General features: G+C 61.4%; 20 protein-coding genes, 1 tRNA gene and 1 other RNA gene. 10 read left to right on the top strand and 12 right to left on the bottom strand.

The annotated features are described in order from the left end of the window. The first annotated feature begins 91 nt into the window (after positions 1-91). Together O3675_RS07085 and O3675_RS07080 are read left to right on the top strand one after the other, a co-directional pair. Complete coding sequence (locus O3675_RS07085) at positions 92-412, top strand: 2Fe-2S iron-sulfur cluster-binding protein (RefSeq protein ID WP_005509285.1); 321 nt, start codon at positions 92-94, stop codon at positions 410-412. A gap of 2 nt (positions 413-414) precedes the next feature. Beyond that, complete coding sequence (locus O3675_RS07080; protein ID WP_371571745.1) at positions 415-1368, top strand: DUF4232 domain-containing protein; 954 nt, start codon at positions 415-417, stop codon at positions 1366-1368. Positions 1369-1525: 157 nt separating this feature from the next. On the opposite strand, the gene O3675_RS07075 is transcribed toward O3675_RS07080, so the two are convergent. Continuing rightward, positions 1526-2113, bottom strand: coding sequence for a malonic semialdehyde reductase (locus O3675_RS07075; RefSeq protein ID WP_371571742.1), 588 nt, complete (start codon positions 2111-2113; stop codon positions 1526-1528). Positions 2114-2261: 148 nt separating this feature from the next. Between O3675_RS07075 and O3675_RS07070 the strand changes: the two genes are divergently transcribed. Further along, positions 2262-7811, top strand: coding sequence for a DEAD/DEAH box helicase (locus O3675_RS07070; RefSeq protein WP_371571740.1), 5550 nt, complete (start codon positions 2262-2264; stop codon positions 7809-7811). A 289-nt stretch (positions 7812-8100) separates the two neighbouring features. Here the strand turns inward: O3675_RS07070 and O3675_RS07065 are convergent, their stop codons facing one another. Next, on the bottom strand, positions 8101-8685 hold the full coding sequence (locus O3675_RS07065; protein ID WP_371571738.1) for a TetR/AcrR family transcriptional regulator: 585 nt from the start codon (positions 8683-8685) through the stop codon (positions 8101-8103). Positions 8686-9036: 351 nt separating this feature from the next. Beyond that, on the bottom strand, positions 9037-9213 hold the full coding sequence (locus O3675_RS07060; RefSeq protein ID WP_371571736.1) for a hypothetical protein: 177 nt from the start codon (positions 9211-9213) through the stop codon (positions 9037-9039). A gap of 46 nt (positions 9214-9259) precedes the next feature. On the opposite strand from O3675_RS07060, the gene O3675_RS07055 reads away from it, so the two are divergent. The 5 genes from O3675_RS07055 (at position 9260) to O3675_RS07035 (ending at position 14843) form a co-directional block, all read left to right on the top strand. Next, positions 9260-10375, top strand: coding sequence for a pseudouridine synthase (locus tag O3675_RS07055; RefSeq protein ID WP_371571735.1), 1116 nt, complete (start codon positions 9260-9262; stop codon positions 10373-10375). Between the two features lie 162 nt (positions 10376-10537). Further along, complete coding sequence (locus tag O3675_RS07050) at positions 10538-11800, top strand: glycoside hydrolase family 76 protein (RefSeq protein WP_371571734.1); 1263 nt, start codon at positions 10538-10540, stop codon at positions 11798-11800. A 137-nt stretch (positions 11801-11937) separates the two neighbouring features. Next, complete coding sequence (locus O3675_RS07045) at positions 11938-12876, top strand: Dyp-type peroxidase (protein WP_371571732.1); 939 nt, start codon at positions 11938-11940, stop codon at positions 12874-12876. Positions 12877-12990: 114 nt separating this feature from the next. Next, complete coding sequence (gene tgt, locus O3675_RS07040; protein WP_070541876.1) at positions 12991-14301, top strand: tRNA guanosine(34) transglycosylase Tgt; 1311 nt, start codon at positions 12991-12993, stop codon at positions 14299-14301. 32 nt (positions 14302-14333) lie between these two features. Continuing rightward, the gene (locus O3675_RS07035) at positions 14334-14843 is read left to right on the top strand and encodes an SRPBCC domain-containing protein (protein ID WP_005507177.1); all 510 of its coding nucleotides are present in this window, start codon (positions 14334-14336) and stop codon (positions 14841-14843) included. Positions 14844-14963: 120 nt separating this feature from the next. Here O3675_RS07035 and O3675_RS07030 read toward each other — a convergent pair whose 3' ends face one another. The 6 genes from O3675_RS07030 to O3675_RS07005 all read right to left on the bottom strand — a co-directional run bounded on the left by O3675_RS07030 (position 14964) and on the right by O3675_RS07005 (position 21921). Next, entirely contained in the window at positions 14964-15683 is a 720-nt protein-coding gene (locus O3675_RS07030; protein WP_371571730.1) for a hypothetical protein, read from the bottom strand. 115 nt (positions 15684-15798) lie between these two features. Next, entirely contained in the window at positions 15799-16917 is a 1119-nt protein-coding gene (locus tag O3675_RS07025) for a phosphoglycerol transferase (protein ID WP_371571729.1), read from the bottom strand. A gap of 101 nt (positions 16918-17018) precedes the next feature. Further along, positions 17019-17531: an acyl-CoA thioesterase gene (locus tag O3675_RS07020; RefSeq protein WP_371571727.1), complete on the bottom strand. Its 513-nt coding sequence runs from the start codon at positions 17529-17531 to the stop codon at positions 17019-17021. A gap of 345 nt (positions 17532-17876) precedes the next feature. Then, on the bottom strand, positions 17877-19382 hold the full coding sequence (locus tag O3675_RS07015) for an amino acid permease (protein WP_371571725.1): 1506 nt from the start codon (positions 19380-19382) through the stop codon (positions 17877-17879). A 248-nt stretch (positions 19383-19630) separates the two neighbouring features. Continuing rightward, the gene (locus tag O3675_RS07010) at positions 19631-21085 is read right to left on the bottom strand and encodes an amino acid permease (protein WP_049327350.1); all 1455 of its coding nucleotides are present in this window, start codon (positions 21083-21085) and stop codon (positions 19631-19633) included. Between the two features lie 107 nt (positions 21086-21192). Further along, positions 21193-21921, bottom strand: coding sequence for a queuosine precursor transporter (locus O3675_RS07005; protein ID WP_049327351.1), 729 nt, complete (start codon positions 21919-21921; stop codon positions 21193-21195). 233 nt (positions 21922-22154) lie between these two features. On the opposite strand from O3675_RS07005, the gene O3675_RS07000 reads away from it, so the two are divergent. Next, complete coding sequence (locus O3675_RS07000; RefSeq protein WP_371571723.1) at positions 22155-23207, top strand: hypothetical protein; 1053 nt, start codon at positions 22155-22157, stop codon at positions 23205-23207. 108 nt (positions 23208-23315) lie between these two features. After that, positions 23316-24011 carry a TetR/AcrR family transcriptional regulator gene (locus tag O3675_RS06995; protein WP_303937202.1) on the top strand — a complete coding sequence of 232 codons (696 nt, stop codon included), beginning with the start codon at positions 23316-23318 and terminating at the stop codon, positions 24009-24011. A gap of 131 nt (positions 24012-24142) precedes the next feature. Here O3675_RS06995 and O3675_RS06990 read toward each other — a convergent pair whose 3' ends face one another. From O3675_RS06990 to ffs, 3 genes are all read right to left on the bottom strand, one after another. After that, a complete protein-coding gene (locus O3675_RS06990) occupies positions 24143-24466 on the bottom strand; it encodes a type II toxin-antitoxin system VapB family antitoxin (RefSeq protein WP_005507186.1) in 324 nt (107 codons plus the stop codon). 119 nt (positions 24467-24585) lie between these two features. Then, positions 24586-24674: transfer RNA gene (locus tag O3675_RS06985), tRNA-Ser, on the bottom strand. A 331-nt stretch (positions 24675-25005) separates the two neighbouring features. Continuing rightward, an RNA gene (gene ffs / locus O3675_RS06980) (signal recognition particle sRNA small type) lies at positions 25006-25102 on the bottom strand. Positions 25103-25136: the final 34 nt, after the last annotated feature.

Here is a 25136-nt window from a genome sequence, read left to right as displayed (position 1 = left end):
ACGGTAGGGTTGGGTATGCACCACAAAGTACGGTGAATAACAGCCCCTACCTCTACAATAGAAACGCATCACTACAGAAGAAGGAGAACGCATGGGCGTAACGATTAAGGTCACTGACGAAGCAGGCGTAAACTACGACATTCAGTGGGAAGACCACCACACCCTCCTGGAAACCCTCCAGGCTAACGGTGTGCCGGTCCTCGCAACCTGCGGTGGTAACGCATCCTGCGCTACCTGCCACGGCTTCATCGACCCCGAGCACTTCGAAGCTTCCGGTGAGCGCACCGAAGCTGAGCAGGACCTGCTCGACATGGTCGATGACGTCGCCAACGAGTACTCCCGCCTGTGCTGCCAGGTCGAGTACGCCCCCGGTATGGACGGAGCAGAAATCCAAATGCAGGCGGCGATGTAATCATGTTTAAATCGGCTCAGGTACTCGCATCAACCACCCTCCTCTGCTGCGTGCTCGCGCTCAGTGGATGCGGCGCGTCCCAGGCCGGTCAGGAAGCTGAAGGTACCTCGGCGCAGCCGAGTGCTTCGGCTTCGGTCAAGCCCGGCACGATTCGAGTAGCCTCTGACGGGGCTACCCCTTCGGTAACCCCGGGCTCCATTACCGTGGTGAACTCCCCCGAGGCGGAGAACCGCGGCTCTTCCTCTGAGCACTCCGAGTCTTCTTCCCACACCGAGACTCACGAGTCGAAGCAGAACTCTGACTCTCATTCTTCTAAGTCCTCCCACGAGGGTTCCGAGCAGAACAAGTCAGACGACTCTGCAGATTCTCAGCAGGATTCCCAGAAGAGCTCAGATTCGTCTTCCCAGTCGGGTTCTCGCTCTTCGGGCAACTCTTCGAACTCTTCGGGTTCTTCAAACTCGTCGAATTCGTCCAACTCCTCGAATTCCTCGGGCTCTTCGGAGAAGTCCTCTAGCTCCTCCAACAACACCACTGAAGGCCCCGGCCAGTGCGATCTGGACGACCTGAACGTTTCGGTTGCTATTGGAGAAGGCTCCCCCGGCGCCCGAAACTACACCCTGTACTTCCAGAACTCCTCGAACACCCCCTGCACCCTGCGCGGCTACCCGCGCGTGGTCCACGCGGGTCCTTCGGGAACCTGGGTTGGTCGTGAGGCGTCCACCTCCGATGAGTACATGAATTCTGCGGGCGTGACCCTCAACCCCGGCGATAGCACCACCGCGGTACTACGTTCGGTATACCCGGCACGCTTCGGTGACGATTGCGGTAGCCGCCCGGTTCAGGGCTTCTTGGTGGGTCTTCCCTCCGGTTCCGGTGGTGTGATCGTTCCGCTGGATACGACCGCGTGTTCCTCGTCTGTTCCGCAGCTGTCGGTGGGTCAGTTTGGTGCTCGCTAACGCGGCGTTGCAGATGTGAATACCCAGAGGTGAATACTCTGGCACCTCTTGTGCACATATAGTTCAAGGGCGGTTCCCCACGATGGGGAACCGCCCTTGAACTATCTATAAGCCTAAATCTAGGGTTTAGCTTGAGCTATGCCGTAGGCGCGCACTCTTAGAGGGAGCGGGCAACCTCATCGTGACTGAAGCGTGCACCGCGCGGGTATGCGGGAGCCTCGCCGTGGCCGATGTTGACGATCAGGAAGGGGATCTCTGCGTTATCCGCGAAGAATTCCTTCTTGATGCTGGCGAAGTCTGCGCCGGTCATGGGGCCAGCGTCCAGGCCGAGGGCGCGGATTGCGGTGATGAAGTAGCCTGCCTGCAGGTGAGCGCTCAGCTCAGCGGCGGGGGTGGCAAGCTCCTCGGTGGTGTAGAAGCCCTTGATGAAGCCGGCAGCGTTGGGGTTGAAGGTGTCGGCGTGCTCTACCCAGTTCGCGTCTGCGGAGAGGATTGCGGTCACCGGTGCCGCCTGGGTCTTAGCCTTGTTGCCGTCTACCAGGTGTGCGACGAGGCGCTCGCGTGCCTCGGGGCTCTTGACCCAGGTGATGCGCATAGGCTGGCTATTGAAGGCGGTGGGGCCGTAGTAGGTCAGTTCCTGGATGCGACGCAGCTGCTCGTCGGTGACGGGTTCCTCGGTGAAGGAGGAGACGGTGCGCGGCTCGTGGAAGAGGCTGATGAGCTGTTCTTCGTTCAGGCGGGTCATGGTGAGGCTCCTTTGGGTTGTTCCCTCAGTCTATTACTTTACAAGTAAAATATTACATACTCTGTAGAGACACTGTCAAGCACATCTTCCTCCCCCAACCCCCAACAATTCAAGAGGCGCACACCATAAACCCCGCCATAATAGATACATGACCGACGCACTCTCCCACTTCTCCGCCCCCGTACGCGACTGGTTCCGCACCACCTTCAGCGCACCCACCGCCGCCCAAGAAGGCGCCTGGGAGAGCATCCGCAACGGCAACAACACCCTCATCATCGCCCCCACCGGCTCCGGCAAAACCCTCGCCGCCTTCCTCTGGGCACTCGACGCCCTGCACCGCGAACACGAAGCCGGAACCGCAGGCGGCACGCGCATCCTCTACATCTCACCCCTCAAAGCACTCGGCGCCGACGTCGAACGCAACCTGCGCGCACCGCTGACCGGAATCACGCGCCTGAGCGAAAACAACACGGGCGAACCGAACATCAGCGTGGGCGTGCGCAGCGGCGACACCCCCGCACGCGAACGCCGCCAACTCATCAACAACCCGCCCGACATTCTCATCACCACCCCCGAATCCCTCTACCTCATGCTCACCAGCGCCGCCCGCAACACCCTTGCGGGCGTCACCACGGTGATCGTGGACGAGATTCACAACCTCGCCGCCACCAAACGCGGCGCACACCTGGCGGTCTCCCTCGAACGACTCGACGCGCTCCTCGAAAAGCCCGCACAGCGCATTGGGCTCTCCGCAACCGTCGAAAATCCGGAGGCGGTCGCCCGGTTCCTCGGCGGCATTCAGCCGGTGACCATCATGAGCCGTCCGATCGCCAAAGAATGGGACCTGCGCCTGAGCGTGCCCGTACCCGATATGGCGGCACTCGGAGGCGCCAACGACTACGGGCAGGGGCTCTACGCGCCCTCAGAATATGCACCCTCGGAGGTGCCAGGCGGCGGGACTGCACACTCCGCTTCTGCCGGCTCGCCGCAGGGTGCGGCACAGCCTATCTCTAGTACCGTAGACATCCCGGCAAGCGCACCCTACACACTGGAAGATGCCATTGGCGTGTTCCCCGGGCAAGAAACCGCGCAAGCAAACCCGGCGCGACAGGGCGATAACACCGCGCCCAAAAATACGCTCACCATCCCAGAAGAGGCATTGCTAGAAGGGGCACTGCACGAAAAGGCGCTGCGAGACACCCCCGATAGCGAGCGCCCCGAGACCTCCATCTGGCCGCGCGTACAGGAGCGCATCGTCGACCATATTGAGAACAACCGTTCTACAATTGTTTTCGTTAACTCGCGCGGACTAGCAGAAAAGCTCACCGCGGCACTCAACGATATTCACCTACGCCGCGTGCTCGCAAAGCAGGGCATCAGCCCCGAAGACTACGCGGCAGGCATCTGCGACATCGCCGAGGTGCCGCCGCTCGCCCGCGCGCACCACGGCTCCGTGTCCAAGGAACAGCGCACCCTCATCGAGGAGGCGCTCAAGGGCGGAACCCTGCGCTGCGTGGTCGCCACCAGCTCCCTGGAGCTGGGCATCGACATGGGTCACGTGGACCTCGTCATCCAGGTGGCGGCGCCTCCATCGGTCGCCTCCGCACTGCAGCGCGTGGGTCGCGCCGGACACCGAGTGGGCGAAATTTCGCGCGGATTCTTCTACCCCAAGCACCGCGGCGACCTGCTCGGCGCAACCGTCACCCTCGCCGGCATGCGTAGCGGAACCCTCGAGCCGCTTGCCACACCCACCAACCCCCTGGACGTACTCGCGCAGCAGACCGTCGCCGCCTGCGCGTTGGGCCCCATCAGCGTGGACTCCTGGTACGAGGCGCTACGCCGCAGTGCACCCTACGCCGAGCTGCCGCGCGCGCTCTTCGACTCCGTACTCGAAATGCTCGCCGGACGCTACCCCTCCGACGAGTTCGCAGAACTGCGCCCGCGCATCATCTGGGATCGCACCCCCACCGAGGAAGCCCCCTCCGGCAGTATTGAGGGCCGCCCGGGTGCGCAGCGCCTCGCCGTCACCAGCGGCGGCACGATTCCCGACCGCGGGCTCTTCCCCGTCTACCTGGTCAGCGGCGATGAAGAGCGCGGCCCCAAGCGTGTGGGTGAGCTCGACGAGGAAATGGTGTACGAATCCCGTGCCGGCGAGGTCATCACCCTCGGCGCGAGCAGTTGGCGCATTGAAGAAATTACGCACGACGCGGTGCGGGTCTCCCCCGCACCCGGTCAGCCCGCGCGCCTGCCTTTCTGGCACGGTGACCGCATGGGCCGCCCCTACGCCCTGGGCGTGCAGACGGGTGCGTTCACGCGCGCCCTCTCCAGCCTGGACGCCACCGATAGCGCCGCCGCCCGCCAGCAGCTCGAACAGCTCGGACTGGACACCTGGGCGGTCGATAACTTGCTCGCCTACCTGCGTGAGCAGCGCGAATCCACCGGGGCGGTCCCCTCCGACACCCGCATGATTGTGGAGCGGCACCGCGACGAACTGGGCGATTGGCGCGTGGTCCTGCACTCGCCGCTCGGCTACGGGGTGCACGCACCCTGGGCGCTGGCGGTGCGCGCCCGCATTGAGGAACGGTACGGGGTGGACGCCTCCGTCATGGCGAGTGATGACGGCTTGATTCTGCGTCTGCCCGGCATGGATGATGTGCCGCCCGGCGCTGACCTGTTCCTTTTCGACCCGGACGAGCTGGAGGCGATTGTCACCGAACGCGTGGGCGATTCGGCGCTTTTTGCGTCTCGGTTCCGTGAGAACGCGGCGCGTGCCCTGCTGTTGCCGCGCCGTGATCCGGGTAAGCGCACCCCGCTGTGGCAGCAGCGTCAGCGTGCGGCGCAGCTGTTGGATGTGGCGCGTAAGTACCCTGATTTTCCGGTGCTTTTGGAGACGGCACGCGAGTGTCTGCAGGATGTGTACGATGTTCCGGCGCTGGTTCAAGTGCACCGTTCGTTGCAGTCTCGGGCGGTGTCCATGCTGGAGGTTGAGACGAACGACCCTTCGCCTTTTGCGCGCACCCTGCTCTTTGAGTACGTTGCCGAGCACCTATACGACGGCGATGCGCCCGCCGCCGAACGTCGCGCCGCCGCGCTGTCGCTGGACCCGGCTCTGCTGGCTGAGTTGCTGGGTTCGAGCGGTCTGCGCGACCTGCTGGATCCGGCAGTTCTGGTGCAGACTCAGCAGCGTCTGCAGCGCACGGGTGAGCGTTACCGCGCCTGCGGCGTGGAGGGTGTGGCGGATCTTTTGCGTCAGCTGGGTCCGTTGAGCGCGCGGGAGTTGAGTCTGCGCTTGCAGGCTGACAACCCGCGGGCTCAATCTGCGGCACACGGTTCTCAAGATTTCGGCGAGTCCGAGGACTCTGAAAACTACGGCGAAGAGTACGGCGCGCACGCCAGCACGGATCAGGCGCGTGCCCTGGCGGAAGAGCTGGTGCGCTCGCGCCGCGCGTTCTCGTTCATGGGAGCTGCCGACGGTTCCGCCGAGCCGCAGCTGTACTATGCGGTGGTTGAGGATGCCGCGCGTCTGCGCGATGGGCTGGGCATTATGCCCGCCGCGGCGCTTCCTACTGCCCTTTTGGAGCCGGTCGCGGAGCCTTTGGAGGATCTGGTTTCTCGCTATGCGCGCACCCATATTCCCTTCACGGCGCAGCAGGCGGCGGAGCATTTTTCGCGCCTGACCCCGGTGGGTGTGGGCGTGCTGACTCCGGTGTTGCAGCGTCTTCAGCAGCAGCGCCGTCTGAGCTCCGGCGAGTTCCTGCCCGAGGTGCTGCGTGCTTTGAGATCTGCCGGTGTTGAGTGGGTGGATGCGCAGGTTTTGCGTACGATTCGTGCCCGTTCTCTGGCGGCGTTGCGTGAGGAGATTGAGCCGGTATCGGCACAGGTCTATGGCGTTTTCCTACCTTCCTGGCAGAACGTTCGTTCTTTATCCGTGCGGGTTGCTCAGACCCTGCCGGAGGCGAGCGCCTACGGTGCGTTCATGCCCTCCCGCCGCGCCACCACTGTGGTGGGCGAGAGGGTGGCGCCCCTCAGCACAGCGGCACCCAACCCGTTGGCTGAGCACGGCGCAGAACATGCGGATCAGGATTCCGCCTCCGCCACGGAGAATCTGCTCACCGCCATCGACCAACTGGCGGGTGTGCGCGTACCGGCTTCCGCGCTGGAGACGCTGATTCTTCCGGCGCGCGTGCCCGGCTACCAGCCGCACATGCTGGACGAGCTTATGGCAAGCGGCAGGGTGTTCTTTACCGGCGCCGGTCAGCTGGGCGGCGGTAGCGCGCAGAAGTCTGACGGCTGGATTCGCCTGCATTTGAGCGAGAGTTCTTCACTGACTCTGGGTGAGCTGACCATGGGCGAGGACTACCCGGAGCAGCTGTTGCGCGCGGAGAACCCCGAGCTTTGGGAGGCGTTGCAAGCTCCGGGCACGCTGGAGCACGCCATCTATGAGGCGCTGGCTCACGGCGGCCTGTTCGTGCCGGCGCTGCGTGAGCGGGTGGCGCAGCTGATGAGCGCTGCGGCATCTGCCGGTCAGGTGGTGACTTTCCCGGATGCGGCGGAGGTTTCGGCGGCGCTGTGGCGCTTGGTGTGGGCTGGTGCGGTGACGAACGATAGTTTCGCGCCGGTTCGGGCGATGCTTGCGGGCGTCCGCAGTGCGCATCCGACTCCGGCGGCTCCTGCGCGTCTGTCGCGGGTGGGTCGCCGCGGTGCGGGTCGTATTGCGGCGGCGCGCGCCTCCATGGGTAACGGCTTGGCGGGCGGCTACGGTTCTGATGGATATTCGGCACCGACTAGCGGATACGGCGCTAGCGTCGGGCGCGGTCTGCGCTCCCTGCGCGGCGGGCTCCATGCCGCCGCTCCCACCGTTGCCCCGCAGGATAGCGGCCGTTTCTCGCGCGTGGACACGCTACTGCAGGAGCCGGTGGAGGCGACGGTTACAGCGCTCGCACGCGCCGACCTGCTGCTGGACCGCTACGGTGTGCTGACTCGCGGGTGCCTGCAGGTGGAGGATTCTGCCGGCGGATTCTCGCAGCTGTACCGGATTTATTCGGCGGCTGAGGATCGTGCGCTGGTGCGTCGCGGCTACTTTATTGAAGGTTTGGGCGCGGCGCAGTTCGCCGCCCCCGCAACGGTGGACCTGCTGCGTTCTACCGCCGATAGCCTCAGCGTTCCCACAGGTCCGCAGGGTTTTGGTGCGAGCGCCTACACCCCGCAGCGTACCGATACGGAGCGGGTGTACGGCACGTTCACGGTGACCCTGTTGGCGGCGACGGACCCGGCGAACCCGTACGGTGCGGCGCTGAGCTGGCCCGCGATTCCCTCCTTTGCGCACGAGGGCGAGGGCACCGTGAAGCACCGCCCGGCACGCAAGGCTGGCGCCTGCGTGGTGCTGGTGGACGGCACACCGGTGCTGTACGTGGAGCGTGGCGCGAAGACCCTGCTGGCTTTCACCACCGACCCGGTACTTCTGGAGGCGGCGGCCCCCGCCCTGGCGCGCCTGGTGTCCGCCGGTGGTGCAGAGAAGATTTCGGTGGAGAAGGTCAACGATGTGGAGCTTTTGGGCACCCACACAGTGAGTACATCCACGTTGGGCACCTCCGGCGGCGAGGTTGTGGAGCATCCGGTGGAGGCGCTGCGTGCGGCACTGCAGGCGCAGGGGTTCTATGCGACGGTTCGTGGCCTGTCGCTGCGCCGTTCCATTTAGACTGCGCCGTTCCATTTAGACTGGGCAGAACCTCAAGCTTAGCCTCAGAGTAAAACTATTTTCTTCAACCTCAACTTGAGCATCATAATGCCCCGCACCCTCACGGAAGGGGGTACGGGGCATTATGTTTCCCTACTCACGAACCGGGTGGTGTTCCCGGAGTCCACCACGTCGCAAGCGGCGTGGCGGAGGAATAACCGCCCGGATGTCCACGTCATCTTTGCCGTGGAGCACATAACCAAACATCGGAGCGGGAAGTCCTACGTTGACCTGTCATCTCTTGGGGCGGCTAGTAGCCGCCGGTGAGGGTGTCCACGGCACCCAGGCACAGGTCAATGGCTTCTTCGAGCCCGAGCCCGCGGGAGCGAACGGTGCGCTGACCGCGGGGGTTGAGCTGCACGACGTGCAGGGCGAAGTAGTCGACGAGCTGCAACCAGCCTCCGAGGATGACGCGGGTGCGGTCATTAATCGGCATGCCGGTGCGTTCAAGCATCCATTCGAGGTAGTCGGTAGGGTTGTTCGGGAAGTCCTCCCCACCGGGAGTGGGGACACCGGCTACGACGAGGAAGTAGGTGCGCAGTGCATTGCGCAACGCCTCTTCGGGGTTTTCGTGATGCTCACCCAGGGCCTCGAGGACTGCTTTGGCTTCGCGTCGGGTGACGGCGGCTGCCAGGGAATCCTTGCCGGGGAAGTAGTGGTAAAGCAGGGCACGGGTGATGCCAGCATCGCGAGCGATAGCGCTCATGGAGGCGCCGAGCACGCCGCGGCGAGCGAAATGTTCTGCAGCAATTTTCAGAATTTGCTCTTCGCGTTCGTACGGCTCCATACGCAGGGCACCGGTGCGAGGCTCCGCATTCTTTTGTGAATGTTCCATAACCTCTCCTGCTTTATTTTCCGGTGTTTTAGAATTGTCCGATTGCATCGCTGTCATCGGGGCTATTCCTTTAATCTCTGCATCCTTGCGCTGTTTCTGTCCCATTTCGACCCCTTCGTTCGATATTTCGAACTTCTGTGTCTTAATCGTACCGCTTTAAGGCGGTTTCTAGCCTTTATTAAGGTGTTTATGACGTAGGATGCCCAGGTTATCAGGTCTTTAATTGCTTTACATCTTTTATACTTAGAAAAACCATGGGTGCTAAATTGAGGATTATTAGTTTCTGATTTGACAGCATTTTAGAAAATACCGCACTCAATCGATAGTTTTTGCAAAATTAATGCAGTTTTTTTAAATTAAATGTCCAATAATTTCAAAAATTTGTGAAGTTTTCGTTTTCTGTTCCACGTATTCACACAAACATTCATGAGTGTCAGACAAAACTGCATTCCACAACCCCACGGTCAAACCCACGGCAATATTTCCACCCGCTTCATCCAGTAGACAGCCCGGCTCAGCCTGGTTCACCTGAGCCTCCACTAAGCCAACCCCGCGCAGGCGGTAGAGTAGAGCCATGCCCGCACAGAACACCGCCCACACGCAGCCCGGCACCGCCTATCAGGCGAAACCGGCGCGCCGCACGCATCACCGTCTGCTGACCCCTCCGCTGGCTCAGAAGAACGGTATCGACCCGATTCAGCTGATCCTGCCGCGCGTGGAGGAGCTCCCCGCCGAGCTCACCCCGAACAATACGGCTCCGGCGACCATTGCGGATTACCTGATTGCGCGCTTCTACCCGAACGACCCGCAGATTATTCACGCCCGCTTTAATACCGGTGAGGTGCGCCTGGACGACGGCACGATTCTGACTAGCGGTAGCCCGTATATGCCGGGTGAGCGCATCTGGTACTTCCGTGAGCTTGCCGATGAGCCGCAGCTACCCTCCGACATGCCGGTGCTCTACGAGGACGAGCACGTGCTGGCGATTGATAAGCCGCATTTTCTACCGACCACCCCGCGCGGTTCCTATATTGCGCAGACCGCGCTGACCAAGCTGCGGGTGCGTGAGCAGAACCCGCTACTGATTCCGATTCATCGCCTGGACCGCCCAACCGCGGGCGTGCTGCTTTTTGCCAAGACCGTGGAGGCGCGCCGCCCCTTCCAGATGATGTTTCAGCACCGTCAGGTGTCGAAGACCTACCGTGCCGTGGCGCCGATTCCCACCGATGCCGCCGCCGAGCAGGCGTTGAGTGCGGAGGGGCTGCAGGTGCGTTCGCATATTCAGAAGATTCGCGATCAGCTGCAGGTTCAGCAGCTTTCTGAGCAAGAGTGCGCGGTGCAGGGTGTGGAGCCGAATACGCTGACGACCGCGAAGATTCTGCGGACTTTCACTCCGAGCGCGCAGGCTGTTGAGGGGTGGCGTGCCGAGCCTATGCTGAACGAAAAACGAGAATGGGCGCTCTATGATTTGGCGCCTCACACCGGCAAAACGCACCAGCTGCGGGCGCACCTGAATATGCTCAGCTCCCCCATTCTGGGCGATGTGCTCTACCCGAAGGTGCTCCCTGACGCGCCTGACCGCCCCGAGTACCCACTGCAACTACTGGCGTACAGCCTGCACTTTGAGCACCCCATCACCGGCGAGCAAGTGGATCTGTACAGCGGGCGTTCGCTGACTGCCGCCTCCTAACCGGTTTTTGAGTGGCGTTCACCCCGTTCCCTGCGGTGCATGTTCTCGGCGGGCTCTCGAAAAGGAATCACACCCGAGAGCCCGCCCACAGCATCCAGGCGGCGGCAGGGCAAAAAGTGGGATAATTCAGACGTAATACTTCACCGCTACTACAGAGGGTCCATGAATTCCCAGCCGTCTTCCCACAACGAGCAGTCTCTGGAGTCGATAAGCGAGTACGCCCAGCGCACCTCCTCGCACGCCGCTGCCGCAGCCGACAGCGTCACCGACACCTTCGTGCACCGCATCCTCGGTGTTCCCGGCGCCCTCATCGGTTCGGTACAGGTTCCCGACCCGCGCCCGCTGATCCAGCGCCTGAACGCGTGGCACTACTGGTGGCAGGCACACCTGCTGGACTGCGTGATTGATGCCGGTCAGCGTCACCTGCGCGGAGGCGATATTACTGCCGCACAGGAAGAGCTGCACCGCGCCCGCGCACTGTTGCGCGGCATTAACGTGCGTAATTACGGCCGCTTCGCGAACGACTACTTTGACGATATGGCGTGGCTAACCCTCGCGGTGGGCCGCATGAACTCCTTCTGCATTGAGCTGACCGGCGCAAATGATGTTGCCGCCCAGGATGCTGGCGCGGCCCTCTTCGAGCAGCTGGCGAAGGGTTTCTCCCCGGTGGGTGGCATGAGTTGGCGCAAGTCCAAGCGTGATTTTGTGAATGCTGCGGCAACCGCGCCGACCGCTCTGGCGTATGCGCGTGCAGGCGACCCGAAAACTGCCGCCGCGCTCATGGACTGGATGAACGAAACCCTCTGGGATGCAGAACGTTCGCTCTATATTGACGGCGTGAACGTGCGCGGCGACGAGTACGAGTACGAGCGCAGCGAATTCACCTACAACCAGGGAACCGCCCTGGGCGCCCTGCTGAGCCTCGCCGCATCCGGTGTGCACTGCGAGGTGGACCCCGCAGAACGCGCCGAGCGCCTCATCGTCGGCATCGTCAAGCACATGACCGAAGAGGTGGAGTTCCTCTCCGGTGCTCGCCGCCGCATCCTCATCTCTCACGGTGACGGCGACGGCGGCCTGTTCACCGGCATTCTCGTGCGCTACCTGGGTATGGCGGCGTCCTCGCCGCTGCTCAGTGACGAGGCGCGAGCGCTCGCCTCGACTCTGGTGTACTCGACCGCACGCGCCCTGTGGGAGGGCCGCCGCGAGTTCGACCCCAACCTGCCGATGAACGAGTACGGTATTGACCCGAATGAGATTCGCGGTAAGGCGCTCGTGCAGTTCTCCCCGCGGTTCACCGAGCCGATGAGCAAAGTTGTGAAGCCCGGCGCGCCGGTGGAGATGTCCGCTCAGGTGCAGGCGTGGACTATTTTTGAGACGGCGGCGCGTCTGGCGCATGCCCGTGACCTCGCCTCCCACAGTTTCTAAGGCACAGTTTCTAAAACCCTGCTGTTCTTTGCCCCCAGCCCTAATCTTCTCCGTTCAGTGCAGAAGGTTAGGGCCTGTGCAGAAGGTTAGGGCTAGATTCATTGCAGGGGCGTACACACGGGCGTACGGTGAGTTTTATGTTTGCACCAGAATCACAACAGGTCACTGCCAGCCCGAACGCTAACACCATTTTCATGGTGTGGAAGTTCAAGGAAGACATCAGCCAGGATGCGCTCATTGAGGGTTTTCAGAACCTCTGCGGGCTCGTCATTAACCTCAACCACACCGCCGCGAACCGCTACTCGCCCGAGAACGCCAGCATTGTGCTGGGTATCAGCCACAGCGCGTGGCTGACCCTGGATCTGCCCAAGCCGCTGCCGCAGGAGCTCGTGGAGTTCGAGGAGATTAGGGGCCATAAGCACACCGCGGTGTCCACTCCCGGCGATTTGCACTTCCACATCCGCGCGACCCAGCCGTCCGTCGCCTACGATATGGCGTCCGCTATTACCGCGGCTCTGCGCGATATTGCTGAGGTACTGGATGAGGTGCACGGCTTCCGCTACTGGGACGGCCGCTCCATCATCGGTTTTGTGGACGGCACCGAAAACCCGCAGACCCCCGCGGCACGCGAATACTTCGGCATCATCGGTGACAGCGACCCCATATACAGGGGCGGTAGCTACCAGTTCGTACAGAAGTACATCCACGACATGACCGCGTGGAACGCCCTGCCCGTCTCCGAGCAGGAGAAGGTCATTGGCCGCTCCAAGCACGACGACATCGAGATGGGCGAGGACGAGAAGCCCGCCAACTCGCACTCCGCTATCGCCAATATTGGTGACGACTTCAAGGTTATTCGCGACAACATGCCCTTCGGCACCGTGGGTAACAACGAGCTGGGCACCTACTTCATCTGCTACGCCAGCACCTTCTCGACCGTTCAGAAGATGCTGAAGAACATGTTCTTGGGAGTGGATGGCGCCAACTACGACCGCCTGCTGGATTTCAGCACCGCGGTGACCGGCACCCTCTTCTTCGTGCCGACCGTGGATATGCTCGGCGACTTCGCCGGCTAAGATTAGCTACCCTCAGCTAAATTCTCGTGAACCCCGCCTCCGGCAAGAGAGGCGGGGTTTTCCGGTAGGCTAGGGTGTAGACATTCAGACGGAAAGCAAACAATCGAGAGAAGAATGAGCGTTCTAGATAATTCTTTCCCCACCGAGGACTTTGGCTTCACCATCACCAGCCGCCTGGCGGACACCGCCTCCCCCAGTGCTGAACGTGTAGAAGCCAACGGCGGACAGTTCCGCGGACGCACCGGTGTCATCACCACCCCGCACGGACAGATTCAGACCCCCGCCTTCACCCCCGTGGGCACCAAGGCAACCGTCAAGGCGGTCCTGCCCGAATCCATGAAGGAGCTCGGCGCTCAGGCTCTGCTCTCCAACGCCTACCACCTGTACCTGCAGCCCGGCCCCGAAATCCTGGACGCGGCAGGCGGCCTGGGTGCGTTCATGAACTGGGACGGCCCCACCTTCACCGACTCCGGCGGTTTCCAGGTCATGAGCCTGGGCTCCGGCTTCAAGAAGGTGATCGACATGGGTACCGTCGCGGACGCTAAGGGCGCCGACGGCCGCCCCCTCGGTGACGACGACGTGGCGAAGGGCAAGGAACGCCTCGCCCACATTGACGACGACGGCGTGAACTTCAAGTCGCACATTGACGGCTCGATTCACCGCTTCACCCCCGAGGTGTCCATGCAGGTTCAGCACCAGATTGGTGCCGACGTCATGTTTGCCTTCGACGAGCTGACCACCCTGTACAACTCCCGCGGCTACCAGGAGGAGGCGCTCGAACGCACCCGCCTGTGGGCGCTGCGCTGCATCGCCGAGCACCAGCGCCTGACCACTGAGCGCGTGGGCAAGCCCTACCAGGCGCTGTTCGGTGTGATTCAGGGCGCACAGTACGAGGACCTGCGCCGCAAGGCCTGCCAGGACCTCGGTTCCATGCCCTTCGACGGCTTCGGTATCGGCGGCGCTCTCGAGAAGGAAAACCTCGGCACCATCGTGCGCTGGTGCGCCGAAGAGCTACCCGAATCCAAGCCCCGCCACCTGCTCGGCATCTCCGAACCCGACGACATCTTCGTCGGCATCGAAAACGGTGTAGACACCTTCGACTGCGTCTCCCCCACCCGCGTGGCACGCAACGCAGCCGTCTACTCCCCCACCGGCCGCTACAACATCACCAACGCGCGCTTCAAGGCGGACTTCTCACCCATCTACGAGGGCTGCGACTGCTACACCTGCACCCACTACACCCGCGCCTACCTGCGTCACCTCTTCAAGGCGGATGAGCGTCTGGCGGCGACCCTCGCCTCCATCCACAATGAGCGCTTCATCGTGCGCATGGTGGACGACGCCCGCGAAGCCATCAAGGACGGCACCTACTTCGAGTACCGTGACGAGTTCCTCGGCAACTACTACTCCGGCAAGAAGCCCTAAACCCGCTCTTCAACCCGTTTAAGGAGAACCCTATGAGCATCACTCATGTTCCCGATGAGGAGCTTCTCGTCTTCGACCACGAGATTGCAGCCCCGGTCGAGGACGTCTTCGGCGCCTACCTGGACCCCGAACTGCTGGTCCGCTGGTACGGCCCCGCAGGCTGGCACGTGCGCCCCACCGACGTTGTCGTGGAGCCTGTCGTCGGCGGCATGCAGCGCCTGTCCATGATCAACGAGGTTGACCCCTCGGTGTCCTGCATTCTGCAGAGCCGCTTTTTGAGCATTGAACCGTTCAAGGAGCTCGAATACGCCGAGCAGCTGCCCGACCACCTGGGCAACCCCGGTAGCGTGCTGGTGTACCAGCGTCACCGTTTCTTCCCCGAAACCGTGATTACCGCCGACGGCGTGGGTTCCGGTACCCGCATCGTCATTGAGATTGGCCCCATGCCCGCCTCGGTCCACGAGGAGGTGCGCACCACCTGGCGTTCGACCTTCGCCCGCCTGGATGACGTGCTCGCCGCCCGCGCACGCGGGGAGCTCTAAAACCCGCCGCGCCAGCTGCCTGAGATAGCTTCGAGACACGAAAGCGCCGCGTTGACGAATCATTCGTCAACGCGGCGCTTGTGTTTACTGCCTAAAACTTTGCCGAGGTTGAGCCGCAGGCTAGTTGGTCAGCTTCACGGTAATGACGGTGCTGCCACCATCCAGGGATACGCACTCAGGGGTCGCACGATCCGCACCGTCGCCCGGCTTCCAGTAGCAGCGCGCCGACATGACGGTACGCTCACCATTCGCCTTATCGGTCACCTCGGCGGGGTTCTGCACCACAAACTGGCGGATCAGCTCACGCGCAAACAGGCAATCCACCGCACCCGAGGTCACCTGAACCGTAGCGTTGTGCTTCAGGTAGCCGGTAGCGTCCATGCTGCCGCAGCTACCGCCCGCAGACTGAACATCCGAGCTGGACAGGCTTGCGGTGCTCGACGCCTTCGCCACTGCACTCGCCGAAGTATTCGCCTTAGCCGATGCGGAAGGGCTCGACGCCGCGCTCGCCTGCGCGGTCGCCGCGGGACTTGCGGTGGTGATAGTTCCGGGGCTCACGGTAGCCGCTGCGGTGGGGGTGTGCACGGTACCGGCAGTCGGGGTGCTTTCAGTAACCGTTGCGGTGCGGGTGGGGCTGGCGGTCGCCTTCGCGCTCGTAGCGCTCGGGCTAGGGGTTGCGGTGGCGCTCGGGGAGGCGGTGGTAGCGCCTCCGGAACATGCCGACAGCGCTAGCAGCAGCGTGGCACCGAGCGCTACGGGGCTGTAGCGCTTAGCGGTGCGGAGGGTAGTAGAACGAGCCTGGGTAGAAGTCTGGGTAGAGTGCTTCTGTGCCGGATGCATGGTGACCTTTCTGCGTCATCGGTTCGGGTTCCTAACCAGTATTCTAAAGACGCTACCTGTGAGCTAGCTATACGGCATCTTAGGACCCTGCAGGGTGACCCCTCCTCTAGAGCGCTTAGCCTTCGTGCCTGCCACGCACCAGAATAGTGTGGCCGTTTCCGTCATGGCAGCTAATTGAGCCAGTCTCAATCTCGCCGAAGCAGGTCAGCTGATTACCATCGGCAGCGGGCACAGTCACCACATCCCAGGTGTGCATCATCTTTGTGTTTGCGGTGGTGGTCTCCCCGTGCAGAGCCGAGGACTCATTCACGGTATTCACCTCGCTGGCGCCGGTCTTGAAGTTCATGCGAGTTACCTCCACCGGGCCGGCAAAAGTACGACCGACCGCGCCGTTACCGTTGCCGGTCTGCTCGCCGATGCGGCGCTCGCACACCAGGGTTCCGTCCGCGGGGTTCAGCTCGCAGAGGGTGCGCTCGTCATCGCTCTTGAAGCGGTAGTAGCCGGCACCGGAATCGTAGTAGGAGGGCTCCATGAGGAAGGGAATCGGGGGAGCATCCGGGTTTTCCAGACGAGCCACGAAAGCGACATCCTCACCGATAGTGCATTCGGGGGCGCCGCGATCCTCGCGACGGTTCTCAGCCATCGCGTACTGCGGGTTCCAGTAGCAGGTGGCGTCCTGAACCTTCGCAACCTGGTGCTCGGTCAGGTTGTCGTCGGCACGCGGGGTGGTGATGTACTCGGTCAGCACGTCCAGGGCGTGGGCGCAGTCCACGGTACCGCGCAGCACCATGATTTCCGCACCAGTCTTCAGGTAGCCCTTGCGTCCGATGTGTCCGCAGCGCTCGCCGGCGGAGGCGCGTTCAGCCTCCACCTTTTCGGGCGCACGGGGCGTCGCAGCGACAGTGGGGTTTGCGACCGTTGCGGAGGTTCCCTTCGCCTCAGCGGGTGCGGAGGACTCGGATGCCTTCGCCTCGGCGCTCTCTGCGGGGGCGGACACCCGAGTCTCGGTGACGGTCGGTTCGGTCTTCTTCGTCGGTGACGCGGTGGAGGAAGGGAGCGGGTACTGCGAGTGGTTAGCCGTGTTGGAGGGGCTGGGGCTCGACGAAGAGTTTTCGCTCTGAGAACCTCCAAAGCAGCCGGTCAGGGCAAGGAGCAGGGCGGCAGCGCATCCGGTGGCGCGCATCGTGCGGCGCCCCCAGCCGGCGAGGCCTGCCTGAGTGTGATGAAACGACATTGTTATCTCTCCCGGGAATGAACCTTTTGCACCCTTTGCAGAAGGTATTTAAAGCATACGCTTGACCCCGTTCACGACCGGTTTATTACAGCGGAGCGCCTCTACTTCTGCGGCAAGTAGGAGCTCAGCAGTTCACGCTGCTCGGGGCTGAGTCGAGTCAGTCGCCCTGCCACGGAATCCCAGAACGCCAGCACGGTGAAGGCACGCACGCATTCGCGGCCGTCCACCGGGGAGAGAATCGAGTAGCCAATCCGCACGGATGCGGCGCTGACCTTCTCCACGCTCAGGCGCACGGGTACGGGCTCACCGGTGTAGGGCAGCTGAGCCAGGTAGCGGATGCCGTGCTCGGCAATAAGCGCCTGCACGCCCTCGGCGACCAGGTCGAAAAGCGGAATCGGAGGCTGCGGTGCCACGGTGGGCTTCTGCCCGGAGGAGGGCGGCGGGCCGAAGAGCGCCACGCGGGCTTCTTCCATGACCGAGAGGATGGCAACGTTGTTGACGTGCCCGTAGGCGTCCATATCGCCCCAGCGGGCGGGCACATGCACTAGCAGTTCGTCGGTGGTGCCGGCGTTACCGGCGGAGGTCTTTTCGGGGGTGTTTTCGTGGCTTTGCATGGTTTTAACTCTACTCCCCCACCGCTATGAGGGGGCTATTCGTACGAATCCGCGAGGTACAGCAAATGAATCAGCTGATGATGATTCGGGGGCTAGAAATATATTTGGTAGTTAAAGCGATGAGGCTCGAAAGCTACGATGCTTTCGAGCCTCATCCAACACACAGACATTTGAACGCATACAAGATCATACGGTTCACTGTCTATGATAGACCCGCCTTGGGAGCCCACGGTATTTTTACGGTTTTATTACGAGGAATTCCAGAAATTTTCCGTATTTTTCGTTTATTACTGTGTTGGAGTCTCTGCAGGCCCCAACACCGGCCCTCACGGCAGCTGCAGAACCTTAACGGCCCAGCTTAGCCGCAGTCTCCAGGGCATGATCAGCGTCGTATTTCATGGCGTCGTACTCGGCAGTTGCCTGCTGAGCCTCCACGAAGGTCTGCTCATCAATCATGTGAGTGTGGCGGATACGAGCAAAGTACAGCAGGCTCAGAACCACAAAGTAGCCCACGCCCACAATTGCCGGAACCATAGAACCGCGCACCATGAAGAGCGCAACCCACACCGCGAAGAGGAGCAGAACGCCAACCGCCGCGGTGAACTGGCCACCCCACAGGCGGAAACCATTGGTTGCAGGCTCAACACGCTTGTACACGATGTAGGCGAACAGAATCAGAACCCACACGGTCAGCGCGCACACCATAATCACAAAAATCATGGAGAGGAACGCTTCCTTCGGGCTGTACAGCGCCAGCAGAATAGCAATGACCATGCCGCTGGTCGACAGCCACACCGCACGAGCCGGAACGCCAGCGCGGTTCACCTGAGCCAGCTGGCGAGGTGCCATACCGTCAGCCGCCAGCGAGTGCATCAGACGCGCACCCGCGTACAGGTTCGCGTTCGCGCTCGACAGCGCCGCAATCAGCACCACAAAGTTCACGAAGTGTGCCACACCGTGAATACCGAGCTGCTCAAAGACCAGAACGAACGGGGATGCCTCCACAGCGTCGCCCAGACCCGATGCCGAACGCCATGGAATAACAGCCACAACAATTAGAACCGCCAGCACGTAGAAGGTCGCCAAACGAACCATCATCGCCTTTGCCGAGGAACGCACCGAACGGGAGGGGTCCTTCGCCTCCGCAGCAGAGATTGAGATCATCTCAATACCACCGAAGGAGAACATCACCACAGCCAGCGACAGCCACACCGACTGGAGGCCGTTAGGCATGAAGCCGCCGTCGTTGAAGAGGTTTGCGGTACCCACCGCAGCGTGACCGGGCAGACCGAAGAAAATCAGGCACAGGCCCACCAGCAGGAAGGCAATAATCGAAATGACCTTAATCGAAGACAGGAAGAACTCCAGCATGCCAAAAGACTTCACGCTGGTCAGGTTCAGCACAATCAGCGCCACACCAAACGCGGCAATACCCGCCCACAGCGGAAGCTGCGGCCACCAATAATTCAGGTAAGTCGCTACCGACACCAGCTCAACACCGGCAATCAGAACAGTCGCCGTCCAGTATGCGATGCGAGTCAAAAAGCCCGCGAAGGGGCCCAGGTAGCGGGTAGCGATAGTGCCAAAACCGCCGCGGACAGGGTAGCGAACCGCCATTTCACCGGTTGCCGCGCCAATCACCGAAGCGAGCGCAGAACCAATAGCGTAGGTGAGAATGACCGCGGGACCAGCCATCGCAATGGCGGTGCCCGAACCCAAGAAGAGGCCCGTACCGAGCGCGGAACCCATCACGATCATGGTCATCTGTCCGTGGGACAGAGAACGCTTCAGGGTGCGCGATCCGGCGGTCCCCGCTGCAGCGTGGCTGCGGGTATCGTCGTTGTGGGACACGAAGGTGCCTTCCGTCAGTACGCCTTAGGGGCGTGATGTGCAATGTGTGCTCGCACCCGGCTTCTGCGGCTTCTAGCCGCGTTGACGGGTACGAATAGTTAACTATTCTACGGGCACACTCACATCGCTCAGAACAGCGCCGTCTAGGGTACAAAAGCGAATAGAGCACAGAAGCGAAAGGCACCGAACGGGGGTGCTCCCCCATCCGGTGCCTTTTATGTTTTAGCCTCGCGAGGCTTTCACGCTATTTAGTGCTGTGCCGCGCTGGTGTTCTCGTCGGCGTGCATAGCGTCCAGGTCGGGGCGCTCATAACCGCCCTGAACCTTCGACGAGATGGCGTAGCCAATAGAAATCAGCACGAAGAAGACGATGCCGACCATGATCGATTCCTGAACACCCGAGCCGGGCAGCATGAACATTGCCGCCAGGGTCGCCAGAACACCCGCCAGAGCCAGACCTGCGGTGACGCGGCCACCCAGCACGGTGAAGGAGGAGGCGTCCTTCTGGTCCTTCTTGTACGCCTGGTAGGTCAGCAGAATCATGATCCACACGATCAGGATGCACAGGGTCACCAGCGCCATGAGCAAGGCAAAGATGTCGCCAATCTTGGCAACAGCCATCACGGTTGCCACGACAACGCCGGTGAAGGAGATAAGCAGAGCCACGACCGGCACGCCACGCGAGGAGGTGCGGGCAGCCACTGCGGGAGCCATGCGGTCAGAGCCCAGGGCGTGCAGCAGGCGGGTTGCCGCGTACAGGGAGGCGTTAGCGCCAGAGAGCGCAGCAACGAGCACCACGAAGTTCATGATGTCCGCCGCGAAGGGGATACCCAGCTCGGAGAAGACCAGCACGAACGGCGACTCGGTCAGCTCCGAGTTCTGTGCGGCGGTCTGCCAGGGCACCAGGCACAGAATAATTGCCATGGACACCACGTAGAAGGTGGACAGGCGCCAAATCATTGCCTTCACGCTGGTTGCCACCGAGCGTGCCGGGTCCTTCGCCTCCGCGGCGGAGAGAGAAATCATTTCCACGCCGCCGAAGGAGAACATGACAACAGCCATCGAAATCCAGATGGATGCGGGGCCGTTGGGCAGGAAGCCGCCGTCGTTCACGAGGTTTGCGGTACCCGCCGCAGCGTGACCGGGCAGACCCACGAACACCAACAGCACACCAATCACCATGAACACGATGACGGCAGAAACCTTAATCGAAGAGAGCAGGAACTCCAGGGCGCCGAAGGACTTCACGCTCACCAGGTTCAGCACCAGAATAATCGCACCGAAGAGAGCAACGAACACAGCCAGGGGAACGTCCGGGAACCAGTACGCCATGTAGTGGCCAACCGCCACCAGCTCAGCACCAGCCAGCGGCACGGTGCACGCCCAATACGCCCAGCGAGTCAGGTAGCCGCTAAAGGGGTTCAGGTATCGGCTCGCAATGGTGCCGAAACCACCCTGGACGGGGTGACGCACGGACATTTCGCCCGCGCACGCAGCAATGGTTGCCGCAATCATCGAACCAATAGCGTAAGAGAGGATTGCGCCGGGGCCCGCAATTTTAATGGCGGAGGAGGAGCCCAGGAATAGGCCCGTACCCAGCGCCAAGCCCATCGCAATCATGGTCAACTGGCCGTGGGAGAGGGAACGATTCAACGAGTCGTTCTTCTCCGACTGCTCGGGGGTGTTCCCCTGCAGTTTAGACATAACGTATCTCTTTCTTAGACATGCTGTGTATTGAATAAAGCTGAAATGGCAATGCCGCCCGGTCGTTAGGCCGGGCGGCTCTGCACATCAGCTGTCAGGAGGTTAGCTTATGCCACGTACTCGAGTTCGTGACGCTTGAACCAACCAATAATCGGGTAGCTGATCGGCATGAGGATCACCTCGACCAGGCACTTATAGATATAGCCAATCAGTACGTAGTTGATGAATGCTTCCATGGTGTCGATACCAAGCACCGGTGCCGCAATGGAGCAGAAGATGACGGTGTCGAGCAGCTCACCAACCAGGGTGGAGACAATCATACGCAGCCACAGGAAACGGCCCTTGCTTGCCTTCTTCATTGCCACCATGACCCAGGCGTTCAGGGTCTGACCGAAGAGGTAACCGAGCAGGGAGCCCACAAAAATCTGCCAGACCGGGCCGAGAACCTGCGCGAACGCCTCCTGGCCGGTGTAGAAGCTCGCAGCGGGCAGGTGCACGATCAGCAGGAAACACAGGGCAGCAAAAGCGGCTGAGGCGAAGGAGGCCACAATCGCGCGGCGGGCACGCTTGAAGCCGTACACCTCAGAAAGAAGGTCGCCAATAACGTAGGCGAGAGGGAAAAGGAAGAAACCACCGTCGGTGACGATGGTGTTACCAATGAGGGGCAGTTCGAAGGGCAGCGGACCGAACTCCACGCCCTTAGTTGCACCAATATTCGAAATGATCAGGATGACGCAGGATGCGCCCAGCAGCAGATCAAAGTAGCCGCGGCGACCAGCCCAGGGCACCTTGACGGTGCTCGTCTGAGCCTTAGATTCGCTAACGGGTTTAGCCATTACTTTCCCCAAGTCTTTCTTCATGCGATGTGTTTCTTCACGCAAGGTACGAGCCCTCACGCGTGGTGGTGAGCCTGCAATGCAGGGCAGGGGTCACCGGCTCGTCTGCCACCCGAGCCTATCTAATAGTACCTATATGCCGTGCCGGCGGCAGGTTTACGGGCTTCGTTCAAGAGTGTGGACGCTCATGACCACCCCGCCAGCCTTCCTGACCGCACATTTACAATAAATGTATGAAGAATCTGGGCCACGGAATTCACCGCACTGAGCAGGTGGTATCCCTGCTGGGGGCGGGGCGTGCGCTACGCGCCTCGCTTCGGCGGTCGGTACGGGGTTCTTCACAGCAGGTGCGGAGGCGGCGGCACCGTAACCAGCGGCGGCTGAGCGCGCATATTCCGCGTCTGCATCCGCTGGTCACCTATGCGGCGCAGGCTGTGCGCACCGGTCTTTCCCTGCTGGAGCCGATGTTTCTGGCTTCGTCTGAGCTGCTCGGCTACCGGTCGTTTACGCACAGCGGCCGCAATATCTACTACAGGGTCGATAATCTGCACCTTCTGTCCGAGTCGGAGTCTGCGCCCGGTGTGCTGTTCTATTTTGATGGTGATCATCTCTCCCGCGCCGGTAGCCGCCTGCTGCGCCGTACCTCCCCCCTGCGTGCCGAGTTGGCGAAGGTGGCAGCTGAATTCAATATGCTGTCGGTGCCGGTGCTATCGCCGGGTAGCCTGCGGGAGCCTCGCCTGGCCGATGGTGATTCTTATGCGCCTCCGCTGACGTATAACTGGTGGATTCGTGCCCGCTCGAACGGCAGGATGGTTCGCGCCCTCATTGAGGAGATTGCCCTGGCGTACAAGGTGGATATGAGCCGCGTCTGGCTTGCGGGCTATTCGGGTGGTGCGGAGTTTCTCAGCTATGAGCTGTTGTCGCACGATATTGAGTGGATTCGCGGAGGCGGCGCCACTTTCATTGGTGGAGGCGGTGCTGACGGCGTGCCGGCTCGGGTGCGTGAGCTGGCTGCGCTGAATCCTTCTTCGCATGCGCACCTGGTGATGAGCTGGCATGTGGGTGTGTTGGATGGGCGTTCGCCGTCGGGTCGTCGGCGGATGGCGACGAGTTCTGAGGGTAGCTGGTCGGCGCGGATTGCGGCGCAGGAGGGTAGCGCGTTCTATGAGGGGTTGGGTGCGCGAACTCTTTTGCAGGTGACTCCTGGGCGTGGCCATACGGGGTATCCGATTGCGTCGTTGGTAGGTTCTGATTTGGCGGCGGCTACTCGTTTGGGGTTCTTGTGAGGACTGATTTTTGTCATATTTGTGAAAATTTGCATGGATTACGCAAATTTCTTGGTGACACATTCGATAAATTCGTCATTTGATGACGTATTAGGGTAGAGTGTCACTATGCCCCGTATTTCTGCAGCAACCAACGCCGCTCAGCGTGAGAACACCAAGCGCGCCATCCTCAACTCCTTCGGCGAGATCCTCTACGCCCGCGGCCTCTCCGGCCTGACCATGACCGACGTCGCCAAGAACGCCGGTATCGGCCGCACCGCGGTCTACAACTACTTCGCCGACATGGGCGAACTGCTGGTCGCCTACGCCCTGGATGAGACCGAACGCTTCCTCAACGAACTACGCGTCGGCCTGGAAGGCATCGAAAACCCGATTGACCAGCTCGCGGTCTATATCCGCCTGCAGATTAACGATATGGCACGCCGCCATCTGCCCCCGGGACCCGCAATGCGTTCCATGCTCTCCCCCGAGTCCTACGCAAAGCTCGGCAAGCACGTGCAGGAACTGCAGATGGTGCTGGCACACATTCTGTCTGCCGCCATTGCCGAGGATTACATTCCCAAGAACGACATCCGCGAATTGGCGATGCTCGTGCATGGTTCGCTCTCTTCAAGCGCCGGTCGCGCGGAGGACGCACCGGACGAGGAAACCCGCGAGCGCCAGATTCTGAATACTATCCGTTTTATTCAGATGGGCCTGGGTGCACGCTTTGACGCCCAGGGCAACCCTGTCCGTCTGGACTCCGAGGAGTCCCTGCCGGAGCAGTCTCCGGTGCAGGAGGCGAACCTGAAGGTCGCATCCTAAGCATGGTATCTCTGAACCGTGGAACCTGAACCGCGGAACATAGCTCAGTTATACGTCAATAAAAATGCCGCAGACCCGATGCTCCAAGCATGGGTCTGCGGCATTTTGTGCAGCTGAGTTATGTGCGCGAGCTACGCGCCGGGCAGTAGCGCCGGTGAGATGGAGTCCAGGTCCAGTACACGCGCGTACATGACGGCGCGGCGGTGCAGGGCGTTACGTAGCGCGCGGTGCACGCCGTCTTCGAGGTAGAGTTCGCCGCCCCATTTGACCACGTGCGGGAAGAGGTCACCGTAGAAGGTGGAGTCTTCGGCGAGTAGGGTCTCAAGGTTGAGGGTTTTTTGGGTGGTGATGAGGGTGTCGAGGCGTACCTGCTGCGGCGGGATTCCTCCCCAGTCGGCGTGGGTCATGCCGTGTTGGGGGTAGGGGCGGCTGTCGCCTACTTTTTTGAAGATCATGGTGGTGCTTTCTGCAGGTGTGGGGCGCCTCGGCGGCGCGTGTAACCGTGGGGTTCTGAAGAAATAGTACCAAGGGGTATAAAAAATCCCCGGTCTTAGAATCTAAGACCGGGGATCGGTGGCGGAGGATGGGGGATTTGAACCCCCGAGGGCTGTTAACCCAACACGCGTTCCAGGCGTGCGCCATAGGCCGCTAGGCGAATCCTCCAGCTATGTTTTCTACGCATTGCGTAGGCAACGAATAAAACTTTACTACGCTTTTACCGGGCGCGCAAGCCCTGGATGGGAAAAGTAACAGAAAGCACATTTGTGGGTGCTTGTACTCTTACTTTTGGGCATAGAAAAACCCCTTACGCAACCGCTGAAACCCAGAATTCCGAGCGAGCGAACTGAGGCGCAGGATTCCGAGCGAGCGAGGTAATAAATCCTGCGTCGAAGCCGCCGAGCCCTAACGAGGCGGAATCCTGGGTTGAAGCCGTCGAACGACAGTGAGACGGGTATGACGGGTGCCTGATTGTCTATGTAGCTGATTTTAGGCATAGAAAAACCCCTTACGCACCCGTCATAGCTCGAATACCCTTGCTACCTTCCGGTCCTGGGGGAGTTTTCCAAGATAACGCCACGTAAGAGGCAAGAACCAGTGTACCGGATTTTTGGGTTCTTGGGAATT

The sequence above is a fragment of the Rothia sp. 27098_8_27 genome, assembly GCF_041432805.1.
Lineage (GTDB): Bacteria > Actinomycetota > Actinomycetes > Actinomycetales > Micrococcaceae > Rothia > Rothia mucilaginosa.
Note: the sequence above shows the minus strand (reverse complement) of the source record. Positions and strands in the feature narration are given on the sequence as shown.

Bases quoted from the DNA above. Each gene is read 5' to 3' on its own strand.
- O3675_RS07085 (WP_005509285.1), top strand. From the start codon at position 92: ATGGGCGTAACGATTAAGGTCACTGACGAAGCAGGCGTAAACTACGAC.
- O3675_RS07080 (WP_371571745.1), top strand. From the start codon at position 415: ATGTTTAAATCGGCTCAGGTACTCGCATCAACCACCCTCCTCTGCTGC.
- O3675_RS07075 (WP_371571742.1), bottom strand. From the start codon at position 2,113: ATGACCCGCCTGAACGAAGAACAGCTCATCAGCCTCTTCCACGAGCCG.
- O3675_RS07070 (WP_371571740.1), top strand. From the start codon at position 2,262: ATGACCGACGCACTCTCCCACTTCTCCGCCCCCGTACGCGACTGGTTC.
- O3675_RS07065 (WP_371571738.1), bottom strand. From the start codon at position 8,685: ATGGAACATTCACAAAAGAATGCGGAGCCTCGCACCGGTGCCCTGCGT.
- O3675_RS07055 (WP_371571735.1), top strand. From the start codon at position 9,260: ATGCCCGCACAGAACACCGCCCACACGCAGCCCGGCACCGCCTATCAG.
- O3675_RS07050 (WP_371571734.1), top strand. From the start codon at position 10,538: ATGAATTCCCAGCCGTCTTCCCACAACGAGCAGTCTCTGGAGTCGATA.
- O3675_RS07045 (WP_371571732.1), top strand. From the start codon at position 11,938: ATGTTTGCACCAGAATCACAACAGGTCACTGCCAGCCCGAACGCTAAC.
- tgt (WP_070541876.1), top strand. From the start codon at position 12,991: ATGAGCGTTCTAGATAATTCTTTCCCCACCGAGGACTTTGGCTTCACC.
- O3675_RS07035 (WP_005507177.1), top strand. From the start codon at position 14,334: ATGAGCATCACTCATGTTCCCGATGAGGAGCTTCTCGTCTTCGACCAC.
- O3675_RS07030 (WP_371571730.1), bottom strand. From the start codon at position 15,683: ATGCATCCGGCACAGAAGCACTCTACCCAGACTTCTACCCAGGCTCGT.
- O3675_RS07025 (WP_371571729.1), bottom strand. From the start codon at position 16,917: ATGTCGTTTCATCACACTCAGGCAGGCCTCGCCGGCTGGGGGCGCCGC.
- O3675_RS07020 (WP_371571727.1), bottom strand. From the start codon at position 17,531: ATGCAAAGCCACGAAAACACCCCCGAAAAGACCTCCGCCGGTAACGCC.
- O3675_RS07010 (WP_049327350.1), bottom strand. From the start codon at position 21,085: ATGTCTAAACTGCAGGGGAACACCCCCGAGCAGTCGGAGAAGAACGAC.
- O3675_RS07005 (WP_049327351.1), bottom strand. From the start codon at position 21,921: ATGGCTAAACCCGTTAGCGAATCTAAGGCTCAGACGAGCACCGTCAAG.
- O3675_RS07000 (WP_371571723.1), top strand. From the start codon at position 22,155: ATGAAGAATCTGGGCCACGGAATTCACCGCACTGAGCAGGTGGTATCC.
- O3675_RS06995 (WP_303937202.1), top strand. From the start codon at position 23,316: ATGCCCCGTATTTCTGCAGCAACCAACGCCGCTCAGCGTGAGAACACC.
- O3675_RS06990 (WP_005507186.1), bottom strand. From the start codon at position 24,466: ATGATCTTCAAAAAAGTAGGCGACAGCCGCCCCTACCCCCAACACGGC.